This window comes from Nocardia sp. NBC_00403 (assembly GCF_036046055.1).
Taxonomy (GTDB): domain Bacteria; phylum Actinomycetota; class Actinomycetes; order Mycobacteriales; family Mycobacteriaceae; genus Nocardia.
Genome location: NZ_CP107939.1, coordinates 2,658,851 through 2,669,588, shown reverse-complemented (window position 1 = coordinate 2,669,588; position 10,738 = coordinate 2,658,851). Strand labels below are relative to the sequence as shown.

The 10,738-nt window shown below is 67.4% G+C and carries 15 protein-coding genes; 3 read left to right on the top strand and 12 right to left on the bottom strand.

Translation table 11 applies throughout. From position 1 onward, the window contains the following. Window positions 1-41: 41 nt before the first annotated feature. On the bottom strand, window positions 42-506 hold the full coding sequence (locus OHQ90_RS11755; RefSeq protein ID WP_328409961.1) for an AMP-binding protein: 465 nt from the start codon (window positions 504-506) through the stop codon (window positions 42-44). 198 nt (window positions 507-704) lie between these two features. On the opposite strand from OHQ90_RS11755, the gene OHQ90_RS11750 reads away from it, so the two are divergent. Continuing rightward, entirely contained in the window at window positions 705-1,163 is a 459-nt protein-coding gene (locus OHQ90_RS11750) for a transcriptional regulator (RefSeq protein ID WP_328409959.1), read from the top strand. 29 nt (window positions 1,164-1,192) lie between these two features. After that, window positions 1,193-1,543, top strand: a complete 351-nt coding sequence (locus tag OHQ90_RS11745; protein ID WP_328412777.1) for a DUF3817 domain-containing protein — start codon at window positions 1,193-1,195, stop codon at window positions 1,541-1,543. A gap of 12 nt (window positions 1,544-1,555) precedes the next feature. Here the strand turns inward: OHQ90_RS11745 and rdgB are convergent, their stop codons facing one another. The 10 genes from rdgB to clpS all read right to left on the bottom strand — a co-directional run bounded on the left by rdgB (window position 1,556) and on the right by clpS (window position 9,074). After that, entirely contained in the window at window positions 1,556-2,164 is a 609-nt protein-coding gene (rdgB, locus tag OHQ90_RS11740; protein WP_328409957.1) for an RdgB/HAM1 family non-canonical purine NTP pyrophosphatase, read from the bottom strand. Then, window positions 2,164-2,934 carry a ribonuclease PH gene (gene rph / locus OHQ90_RS11735; RefSeq protein WP_328409955.1) on the bottom strand — a complete coding sequence of 257 codons (771 nt, stop codon included), beginning with the start codon at window positions 2,932-2,934 and terminating at the stop codon, window positions 2,164-2,166. The genes rdgB and rph overlap by 1 nt, the downstream gene beginning before the upstream one ends. A gap of 584 nt (window positions 2,935-3,518) precedes the next feature. Beyond that, the gene (locus OHQ90_RS11730) at window positions 3,519-4,283 is read right to left on the bottom strand and encodes a cyclic nucleotide-degrading phosphodiesterase (protein ID WP_328409953.1); all 765 of its coding nucleotides are present in this window, start codon (window positions 4,281-4,283) and stop codon (window positions 3,519-3,521) included. Between the two features lie 69 nt (window positions 4,284-4,352). Continuing rightward, entirely contained in the window at window positions 4,353-5,111 is a 759-nt protein-coding gene (locus OHQ90_RS11725; RefSeq protein ID WP_328409951.1) for a rhomboid family intramembrane serine protease, read from the bottom strand. Window positions 5,112-5,251: 140 nt separating this feature from the next. Continuing rightward, entirely contained in the window at window positions 5,252-6,214 is a 963-nt protein-coding gene (locus tag OHQ90_RS11720; RefSeq protein WP_328409949.1) for a PLP-dependent cysteine synthase family protein, read from the bottom strand. 8 nt (window positions 6,215-6,222) lie between these two features. After that, window positions 6,223-6,495: a MoaD/ThiS family protein gene (locus OHQ90_RS11715; RefSeq protein WP_328409947.1), complete on the bottom strand. Its 273-nt coding sequence runs from the start codon at window positions 6,493-6,495 to the stop codon at window positions 6,223-6,225. A 36-nt stretch (window positions 6,496-6,531) separates the two neighbouring features. After that, window positions 6,532-6,954 (bottom strand): M67 family metallopeptidase, encoded by a 423-nt coding sequence (locus OHQ90_RS11710; RefSeq protein ID WP_328409945.1) that lies wholly within the window; start codon window positions 6,952-6,954, stop codon window positions 6,532-6,534. Window positions 6,955-7,028: 74 nt separating this feature from the next. Next, a complete protein-coding gene (locus tag OHQ90_RS11705; protein ID WP_328409943.1) occupies window positions 7,029-8,084 on the bottom strand; it encodes a P1 family peptidase in 1,056 nt (351 codons plus the stop codon). 76 nt (window positions 8,085-8,160) lie between these two features. Beyond that, window positions 8,161-8,730, bottom strand: a complete 570-nt coding sequence (gene aosR / locus OHQ90_RS11700) for an oxidative stress transcriptional regulator AosR (protein ID WP_328409941.1) — start codon at window positions 8,728-8,730, stop codon at window positions 8,161-8,163. Window positions 8,731-8,753: 23 nt separating this feature from the next. Next, complete coding sequence (clpS, locus tag OHQ90_RS11695) at window positions 8,754-9,074, bottom strand: ATP-dependent Clp protease adapter ClpS (RefSeq protein WP_328409939.1); 321 nt, start codon at window positions 9,072-9,074, stop codon at window positions 8,754-8,756. 121 nt (window positions 9,075-9,195) lie between these two features. On the opposite strand from clpS, the gene OHQ90_RS11690 reads away from it, so the two are divergent. Next, window positions 9,196-10,509 carry a nicotinate phosphoribosyltransferase gene (locus tag OHQ90_RS11690; RefSeq protein WP_328409937.1) on the top strand — a complete coding sequence of 438 codons (1,314 nt, stop codon included), beginning with the start codon at window positions 9,196-9,198 and terminating at the stop codon, window positions 10,507-10,509. Here the strand turns inward: OHQ90_RS11690 and OHQ90_RS11685 are convergent, their stop codons facing one another. Then, complete coding sequence (locus OHQ90_RS11685; protein WP_328409935.1) at window positions 10,510-10,716, bottom strand: hypothetical protein; 207 nt, start codon at window positions 10,714-10,716, stop codon at window positions 10,510-10,512. Between the last annotated feature and the right edge of the window lie 22 nt (window positions 10,717-10,738).

Below are 10,738 nucleotides of genomic sequence, written 5' to 3'. Positions count from 1 at the left end.
CGGCGTGGAAGCCGAGATCCGCCCGTAGGTGACAAGTCGGATCAAGCGATCTCGAGCACGATGCCGCGGTCCGCGTCGGTAATGGGCGCGTCGGAACCGGTCATGTAATGCACCAGGGTCGAGCGGTCGTCGAGCATGAGCCAGTTGAGCGAATCGGCGAGCTCGCCGCGCAGCGCCTTGGTCGTCACACCGAGGGTGGCGCCGTGGACGGCCGTTCCGGGAGCGACCGCGACGGCGACTGCGCCGGTCTTGGCGATGGCCCACTCGGTCACGGTGGCCTCGACCGCGGGGGTGACGGCCACCGCGACGCGGACACCAGGGCCTGCGCCGCGGGCAAGCAGCAGCCGGGCCAGACGGTTCGACCAGAGGTCGAGCTCACGATAGGTGAGCTCGCAGTCGGCGGCGGACACGGCGACGGCGGTCGGATCGTTCACGGCATGCGCGGACACAGCGCTCGGCCGCAGCTGGACAACTGTTTCAGCAGGCGATTCGATCAGCGTGGTCATGTTCGTCTCTCTCTCGAAAATCTTGGTCCGTGGCGTCTTCGGTATGCCTATAAATCTCGTCGCCGGAGCCTCATTTCGACAGGAACCCCAGTACTGGCCTCCACCCTCCGAGGGTGTGCGTTTCTCACACCTTGGTGTGACGTCCACGAGTGGACCTGCCTCCTACGTGTCGTGTAGTAGACGGGTACCGTGGTAGCCGTGTCCGCTCCACCTCGCCGCTCGGCACACAATCGCCCAGCCCTTATTGCGCTGGTGATCGTTGCTGCCCTCGGCTGTCTGGCCCTCGGCTGGTGGCAGTGGCAGCGGTTCGAGTCCGCGAGCGGCACCGGCCAGAACCTCGGTTATGCGCTGCAGTGGCCGCTGTTCGCCGGATTCGCGGTGTTCGCCTACTTCCGTTTCGTGCGCCTGGAACGCGAAGCCGAGACCGGAGACCATGCGGAGCAGGCGCCTGCAAAGCCGAAGCGGGCCCCGAAACCCGTTGCGCCACGAGAGATTCCGGAAGGGTTGCTGCCGGAACGGCCGAAGGCCGTTCGCGACGAAGACCCAGTGCTCGCCGAGTACAACAGGTATCTCGCCGAGCTACACGCCAATGACATCGACCAGCACGTCCGCGAGGCGGGCCTGCGTGCCCGCGATACCGAGAGGAGCGCCGGTTGACCACCAGCGAGAACTCGACCGAGCCCACCCTGACCGAAAGCGCGCCGGCGGCCGCCGGCGCCCCGACGAACATCGGCAAGATCACGGGCGCGCTGCTGCGTTATCGGGTGCTCGCGTGGGTCACCGGTCTCTGGTTGTTGCTGCTGACCGGCGAAATCATCGCCAAATACGGCTTCGACGTGCACACCCCGAGTTGGATCGCCGTCGTGCACGGCTGGGTGTATTTCGCCTACCTGCTGGTCACCGCCGACCTCGCGGTCAAGGTCCGCTGGCCGCTGCTGCGCACCGTCGGCACCCTGATCGCGGGCACCGTCCCGCTGCTGTCCTTCTTCGTCGAGCATGTCAACGCCAAGAAGGTCAAGGCGGACTTCAACCTCTGACCCGCGGGCGAATCAGTCCGCGAGCGCGGCGAGCGCGGGAACCAACTGGGCCAATGCGCGCCCACGATGCGAGACCGCGTTCTTCTGCTCGGGCGTGAGCTGCGCGGCGGTGCCGACCCCACCCGCGGGAACGAACAGCGGGTCGTAGCCGAAACCGCCGTCGCCGACGGATTTGCGCGCGATCGAGCCGGGCCATTCGCCGCGAACCACGATCTCGCTCCCACCGGGAACCACCAACGCGCATGCGGAGACGAACTGCGCACCACGCCGCTCGTCGGGCACATCGCCGAGTTGAGCAAGCAATAGCTCATTGTTGGCCGCGTCCTCGCCGTGGCCACCGGACCAGCGCGCCGACAGCACGCCGGGCATCCCGTTCAACGCATCCACCGCGATACCGGAATCATCTGCGACACAAGCCAATCCGGTAGCCACGGCACCGTCGCGCGCCTTCGCCAGCGCGTTCTCCTCGAACGTCGCGCCGGTCTCGGGCGCCTCGTCGTAAGCGGGCACATCGTCGAGCCCGACGATCTCGATGCCCGCGACACCGGCGTCGTCGAGGATGCGCCGCAGCTCGTTCAGCTTCTTGGCATTACGGCTGGCAACCAGAACGCGTCGAGTCATTACTTCTTCTTGGACTCGGTCGGCTCGGGCAGCACGCCAGGATAGGGCAGCGCCAGCGCCTCTTTCTGCACGGCGAACAGCTGCTCGCAACCGGCGAGCGCCGAGTCGAGCATCTTGTCCAGGGTGGAGCGCGGGAACGTCGCGCCCTCGCCGGTGCCCTGGATTTCCACCAGGGTGCCGGTGTCGGTGGCGACCACGTTCATGTCGACCTCAGCGCGCGAATCCTCTTCGTAGGGCAGGTCCAGGCGTACCCGGCCGTCCACGACGCCGACGCTCACCGCGGCGATCGCACACGAGATCGGCTGCGGATCGTTGAGTCTGCCTGCAGCGGCCAGATAGGTGACCGCATCCGAGAGCGCCACGTACGCGCCGGTGATGGCGGCAGTCCTGGTACCGCCATCGGCCTGCAGCACATCACAGTCGAGGGCGATGGTGTTCTCACCGATAGCCGCGAGGTCGATGCAAGCACGCAGCGATCGACCGATCAGCCGGCTGATCTCCTGCGTGCGGCCGCCGACCTTGCCCTTGACCGATTCCCGCCCGCTGCGGGTGTGAGTGGCCGCGGGCAGCATCGCGTATTCGGCGGTCAGCCAACCGAGGCCGGAGTCGCGCCGCCACGGCGGCACACCGTCGGTGACACTCGCGGTGCACATCACGCGGGTCTGCCCGAACTCCACCAGCACCGAACCGGCTGGGTGTGCGGTGAATCCACGGGTGATCCGTACCTCGCGGAGTTGATCGTCCGCCCTGCCATCGGCTCGTCTCGACACGGGCCCAGCCTACTGTGTTTGATTTGCAGCGCCTGCGGCACTGCGTGTTCGCGGCCCCGAAGGCTCGCGTCCGAGCGGCCGAGACTCGCGACTTCGTCGCATGCGCTTCGGCCACTCGGACGCGAGCCGGCCGCGAACGGTCGCTCGTAAGACTCGCTCCGTGGTGGGTGCTTTGGTGGGGAAGCTCGCGACTTTGGTGCGCTGTATCGGTTGTGTGGGTGCCAGCTGCGCGCGGTCGCTCGTAAGACTCGCTCCGTGGTGGGTGCTTTGGTGGGGAAGCTCGCGACTTTGGTGCGCTGTATCGGTTGTGTGGGTGCCAGCTGCGCGCGGTCGCTCGTAAGACTCGCTCCGTGGTGGGTGCTTTGGTGGGGAAGCTCGCGACTTTGGTGCGCTGTATCGGTTGTGTGGGTGCCAGCTGCGCGCGGTCGCTCGTAAGACTCGCTCCGTGGTGGGTGCGTTGGTGGGGAAGCTCGCGACTTTGGTGCGCTGTATCGGTTGTGTGGGTGCCGGCTGCGCGCGGTCGCTCGTAAGACTCGCTCCGCAGTGGTTGGGCCGGAGGGGGAATCCGGGCGTTGGACGTACGGTCAGATGTCGAAGGTTTCCCCGGGTGCGACCGCATGCACCGGGCCGGAGAATTGCGCCTTCGCCTCGGCGATGACGTCCTCACGGGAGGTCCACGGCGGGATATGGGTGAGCAGCAGCTCTTTCACCCCGGCCTGGGCCGCGATCATGCCCGCCTCGGTGCCCGAAAGGTGAATCCCGGGAGGCCGATTCGCCGGATCGTGCGTCCACGAGGCCTCGGCCATCAGAATGTCGGCGTCCTGGGCCAGTTCCTGAACAGCCCCGCACATCGCGGTGTCACCGGTATAGACGAAGGTCCGGCCGGCGGCGGTGACGATCCGCAGCCCATAGGACTCCGGCGGGTGGTACATCCGCCGCGCCGTCACCGTATGTCCTGGCCCGAACTCGACCGCCTCGCCTTCACCCCAGGCCCGATGATCGATGACATCCGACCAGTCGTCGCATTCCCCGCCGATCTCCGCGGAGGCATTGCCGATGCGCAACGCGCTGTCGGAAGGACCGCGCACGATCGCCTTCCCCACCGGTGGCGTCGGATGGTAGCGCCGCCACACCAGCAGTCCGGGCAGATCGAGGCAATGATCCGCGTGCAGGTGGGTCAGGAAGATATCGACCTCACCGGGATCGGCGTGGCGCTGCAATGCGCCGAGCACGCCGGGTCCGAAATCGATCACCACCGGCCGCATATCGGGGCCGCTCAGCAGGTACCCCGACGCAGGGGCGTCCGGGCCGGACACGCTGCCCGAGCACCCGAGGACGGTAAGGCGCATTCCCCCATGCTGCCACGACGAATTCTCGCTCAAGGAAGGATCCCCCACATTTCCCGACGCGCCGCACGCTCACCGTGGCGACGCACTGACTCCGGCTCGATCCCCGCGACGGTGTCGACGTTCATCACCAGAGAGTACCCAGCCCGCCAGCACTCCACCCATCGCCCCGAAAAGATGTCCCTGCCAAGAGATTCCAGGTTGTCCGGGTAATACGCCCCACAACAGCGACCCGTACACGGCCAAAACGACGAGTCCGACCACGATTTGCGCGATACTGCGGGCGAACCAGCCGCGCGAGATCAGGAAGGTCAACCAGCCGAAAACCAGGGCGGACGCACCGAGATGCACCGATCCGCTTGCTCCGGTGAGCCAGGTTCCGATCCCGGCCACGACCCAGATGACCGCGGTGGCGGCCAGCCCACGCCCGATCCCCGCGAGCAGCGTCAGGAAGCCCAGCACCAGCACCGGCAGGGTGTTGCCGATCAGATGGTCCCAGCCGCCGTGCAGGACGGGAGCCCACAGGATGCCCCACAGGCCGTCCGCGGTGCGCGGCTCGATGCCCGCGCGATCGAGCTGGGTGTCGTCGAGTTGATCGACACCCTCGATGCCGTACAGCAGCACGACGAATCCGGATATCAGAACTCCGGCGCGCAGCCAGAGCTGTTTGACCACCCCGAGGTTGCCGGAGGTCTCGGCCGGGCTCGGCGCAGGCGATCCCGGCAGCGGCGCGCTCGGTGGAGTCGAGCCCACCGGGTTACCCAGCTGCGCGCGCAGCGCGGCAATCCGATCCGGATCGAACGACGATCCGATTCCCGCACCGCCGGTCATCGCAACCTCCTCGTCGAGCAAGGCATCGCGGTCGCGAAGGTCCGATCGCGAGCCGGTGCCCCGCCTCTTCGAGAGTACCGGTGCATATCGCCACCAAGCGGTAGGCAAGACCGAAAGCCCCTGGTCGACGCGACGGCGAGTCAGGCCCAGAGTTGGCCTTCGAGGCGTTGCTCCGCCTCTTCGAGCGTGCCGTCGTAAGCACCGGTCGAGAGGTACTTCCAGCCGCCGTCGGCCACCACGAAAGCAATGTCCGCGCGGCCGCCTGCCTTGAGGACCTTGCGCGCGACCCCGAGCGCGGCGTGCAGAATCGCGCCGGTCGAGATGCCCGCGAAAATGCCCTCCTCCAGGACCAATTCGCGGGTGCGCTTGACCGCGTCGAACGGGCCGACCGAGAACCGGGAGGTCAGCACGGACTCGTCGTAGAGCTCCGGGATGAAGCCCTCGTCGATATTGCGCAGTCCGTAGACGAGTTCGCCGTAGCGCGGCTCCGCGGCGACGATCTCGATATCGGGCACCTGCTCGCGGAGAAAACGCCCGGTCCCCATCAGGGTTCCGGTGGTGCCGAGCCCGGCGACGAAATGGGTGATCTCCGGCAGATCGGCCAGGATCTCCGGGCCGGTCGTCTCATAGTGCGCCAGCGCGTTGGCGGGGTTGCCGTACTGGTAGAGCATCACCCAGTCCGGATTCTCGGCCGCGATCCGCTTGGCCTTGGCCACCGCCTGATTCGAGCCACCGGCGGCCGGGGAATCGATGATCTGCGCACCGAACATGGTCAGCAGCTGACGCCGCTCCACCGAGGTGTTCTCCGGCATCACGCAGACCAGCCGGTAGCCCTTGAGCTTGGCTGCCATCGCCAGCGAGATCCCGGTATTGCCGCTGGTCGGCTCCAGAATCGTGCAGCCCGGCGTCAGCAGACCGTCGGCCTCGGCCTGCTCGATCATCCGCAGGGCGGGGCGATCCTTGATCGACCCCGTCGGATTGCGATCCTCCAGCTTGGCCCACAACCGCACCGGGTTCTCGCCGTCCCACCGCGGAGACAGGTTGCGCAGTCCGACCAGCGGGGTGTTACCCAGCGTCGCGATCAGCGATTCATAGCGCGCCACGGGGTCGCTCAGCCGCCCGCGACGGCAGGCAGGATGGTCACCGAGGCATCCGCGGGCACCTCGGCCGCGAGGCCACCGGAGAAGCGCACGTCCTCGTCGTCGACGTAGATGTTGACGTAGCGGTTCAGTTTGCCGTCCTTGAGCAGCCGCTCGGCCAGGCCGGGGTGGTTGGTCTCCAGATCGGCGATCAGTGCGGACAATGTGGCGCCATTGGCCTCGACCCGCTTCTCACCGCCGGTCAGGCCACGCATGATCGTCGGGATGGACACGGTTACCGACATGGGGACTCCTCGATTTCGACAAATAAGGGGAAGGGGCTAGGCGGGGGCGTAGGCGTCGACGATCTGCACGGGCTCCTCGGTGACCTCGCCGTCGAGAATCCGGTAGCTGCGCAACTCGTGCTGCTCGGGATCGCGGGTGGAGATCAGCACGTAGTGCGCATTCGGCTCGGACGCGTAGGACACATCGGTGCGGCTGGGGTAGGCCTCGGTCGCGGTGTGCGAGTGATAGATCACCACCGGCTCCTCGTCGGCACTGTCCATCTCGCGCCACACCTTCAGCTGCTCACCGGAGTCGAACCGATAGAAGGTCGGCGAGCGCTCGGCGTTGACCATGGCCAGGAATCGCTCCGGCCGGTCGGAGCCTTCCGGCCCCGAGATGACGCCGCAGGCCTCGTCCGGGTGATCGGCGCGGGCATGCGCCACCATCGCCTCGACAAGGTCGGCCCTGATCACCAGCACGAGTCAAACCCTTCCGCAAATTCGGCGTAGCAGTCGCCGACCTATCGCACTCGACAACGAGCCAGAATATTCGGCTATTCCCCGGCGGCTGCGAACAGGTCGGAGTATGCGGGAATCCCGGCGATGGATCGGGCGGCCAGGATGGCGTCCACGATCGCGCGTTCCACGCAGACCGCGGCGGCCGTGCACACTTCGTCGAGCACCAGCAGGTCCTGCGGAAACGCGGGCGGCAGCGGGAAGGTCGCCGGTCGCGCGGTTCCGGTGGCCAACGCGAACAAGGTGTCGCCGTCCAGCGGGGAATGCGCCGGGCGGATCGCGCGGGCGATACCGTCGTGCGCGGTGGCCGCCATCCGGCGGCAGCCCGCCGGATCCAGCGGCGCATCGGTGGCAACGACGCCGATGGTCGTATTGAGGACGGTGCCTTTGACCGCGAGCGCGTTAGCCCTTGCCAGCGCCTCGGGGTCGGCGGGGCGCAGCCCGAAGTATTCGGGACCATCGGTCCCGGTCCCCCACGGCAAACCGGTGCGGGGATCGAACACCGAGCCGACCGGATTGGCCACGATGAGCGCGGCAACCGTCACGCCCGTGTCGAGCACCACACTCGCGGTGCCGACGCCGCCCTTGATCGATCCGGCCCGCGCGCCGACACCCGCACCGACCGTACCGCGCTCGAACTCGACCGCGGCGGCATCCGAGGCCAGGTACCCGAACTCGGCGGTGGGCCGAATCCCCCAGTCCCCCACCGGAAGATCGAAGATCACCGCACCGGGCACGATGGGCACCACCCGGCTCGGGTCGGCAGGATCCATCGGGATGCCGTCGCCGTTCTCCTCCAGCCAGCGCATCACGCCGTCGGCGGCCGCGAGGCCGTAGGCGCTGCCGCCGGAGAGCAGGATCGAATTCACCTGTCGCACAGTGTTTGCCGGGTCGAGCAGATCGGTCTCCCGGGTGCCGGGCCCGCCACCGCGCACATCGACGGCAGCGGTCGCACCGTCCGGCGCGCGGACCACGGTGCAGCCGGTCGCCGCACCGGAGCCGAGCGTCGCGTCCGGATCGAGCTCGTGATGGTGCCCCACCAGCAGCCCGGGCACATCGGTGATCGAATTACGTTGTCCGGGTCGGCCGTTCATAACAACACCTCCTGGCTGTCGGTCACGGAATCGTCTCCGTTGCGGCGAAGTGGTGACATCCCTCGGCCGGACGGGGTTACGGAGCGAGTGCCTGCAGCAGCGAATCCTGCATCCAGGTCAGCCAGTGGTACACATCGAGATGTGGGCCGCGCGGGTCGTCGGCTTCCAGATGATCGGGCGTATCGGCATCGATGCCGAGCACCGCGCCGAGGGCGAGTCGTACATCGGTGAGCGCGATCAACCACGCGTCGGCCTGTTCCGGGGTCAGCAGGATTCGGCCGCCGTCCGCGGGCACCGTGTTCAGCACCACCGAGCCCGCGGCCAGTTTGGCGTCGATGATCTCCGGCTCGTGCAGGCCGCGCAGCGCGCTGTTGAGATCGGCGCGATCGGCGTCGGGGGAACCGGGTTCACTGCGGTGGAAGTCCGGTAGCAGGCGGTGCAGCCGAGGGTCATCGGGCGGACTCGAATTGCCGGTACGCAGCCCGGTCAGTGCGGCGAGATCGTCTTCGGGGGCCGAATTGGCCCGTTCGGTCAGCAGCCCGGAGACCGAGCCGACCAGGGAACGCAACACGCTCGCCTCACGCGCGTCCATCTCGGAGCGCAATTTGAGGCCGCTCAGTGAGTTCTTTCGGCTCCACTTCCGCACTGACGTCAGCGTAGTCGTATTGGTCAGTCGTCCCGTTGCATGGTCGCCCAGAGTCCCGCGGCGTGCAGTCTTCTGACGTCCTGTTCCATCTTGTCCCGCGAGCCCGAGGACACCACTGCCTTGCCCTCGTTGTGCACCTGAAGCATCAGTTCGGTGGCCTTCGCCTTGGTGTAGCCGAACAGCTTCTGGAAGATGTAGGTGACGTAATGCATCAGGTTGACCGGGTCGTCCCAGACGACCGTGACCCACGGACGGTCCTCGGCCTCCAGAATCTCGGTGTACTCGACCGCCTCCGGAGTCGCCTGTGCCGCCGACAGTGCCGCGTTCGCTTCGCACAAGCCCATAACACTCAGGGTACGACTCGACCCCGAAATCACAACACCCGTCCACGATCGTTTCGACGTTCGGGAGACATCCCGACCACACCGGCCTATCATGCCCGCCACCGCTGTCTAGAGTGGCTTCGTGGACATCCGCGACGGCGTCGGCAGCACCGCACTGTTGACCGACCAGTACGAACTGACCATGCTCGCCGCCGCGCTCGCCGACGGTTCCGCGCACCGGCGCTGCACCTTCGAGGTGTTCGCCAGGCGGTTGCCGCACGGCAGGCGCTACGGTGTCGTCGCGGGCACCGGCAGGCTGCTGGAGGCGCTGGCGCACTTCCGATTCGGCGAACCGGAACTGGCGACCATCGCGGGCTTCTCGGACGCCGCGACCATCGAGTGGCTGCGCGATTACACATTCACCGGCGATATCGACGGCTACGCCGAGGGCGATCTGTATTTCCCTGGCTCACCGATTCTTTCGGTGCGTGGCAGCTTCGCGGAATGCGTCCTGCTGGAGACGCTCGCGCTCTCGATCCTCAACCACGACAGCGCCATCGCCTCGGCTGCCGCCCGCATGGTGAGCGCCGCAGGCGGGCGTCGGATGATCGAGATGGGCTCGCGGCGCGCCCACGAGCTGGCCGCACCCGCCAGCTCACGAGCCGCCTATCTTGCGGGCTTCGACGCCACCTCGAATCTGGAGGCGGTGCGCAGCTTCGGTGTGCCGGGCGCGGGCACCAGTGCGCACGCGTTCACCCTGCTGCACAGCGCTGCCGACGGCGCACACGAGGCGGCCGCGTTCCGCAGTCAGATCGACGCGCTCGGTGTCGGGACGACGCTGCTGGTGGACACCTTCGACATCACGGCGGGCGTCGCGACCGCCATCGAGGTCGCCGGCCCCGAGTTGGGTGGCGTGCGCATCGATTCCGGTGATCTCGGCGTCCTGGCCGGACAGGTGCGCGATCAGCTCGACGGCCTCGGCGCCACCAACACCCGCATCGTGGTGTCCGGCGATCTCGACGAGTACGCCATCGCCGCGCTACGGGCCGAGCCGGTCGATGTCTACGGCGTCGGCACCTCGCTGGTCACCGGTTCCGGCGCGCCGACGGCAGGCATGGTCTACAAGCTGGTCGAGGTAGACGGCCTGCCGGTGGCCAAGCGCAGCAGCCACAAGCAGTCGCGCGGCGGCACCAAGAAAGCGATCCGGCTGGCGCGGCACACCGGCACCATCGTCGAAGAGATCATCTACCCGGCCGCGGGCACCGCACCGGCCACGAACGGATTCGAGGCCCGCGAGCTGCTGGTTCCGCTGGTGCGCGGCGGCAAGGCGGTCGATGGTCTGCCGGTGCTCGCCGACAGCCGCAAACTGGTGTCGCGCGGGCTGGTCAGCCTGCCGTGGGAGGGCCTGAAGCTGTCCGACGGCGACCCGGCGATTCCGACGACATTCGTGAGCTGATCAGCGGCGGGGCTCGGACGCCCGAGCGCGGCGCTTGGTGACCCATTCGACGGTCGCCACCGCAAATGTCGCGACAAGAAATCCCTTGACCAGGAGCTTTATCCAGTCGCCCACGTCATCGGGGCGGATGCCGACCAGCAATGCGGCGACAAGGTAAACCAGATAGCCGATGAACACGGCGATCGAAACTCTGACGGTACTGCTCACGTGACCCTCCTGTGCCCGGCCC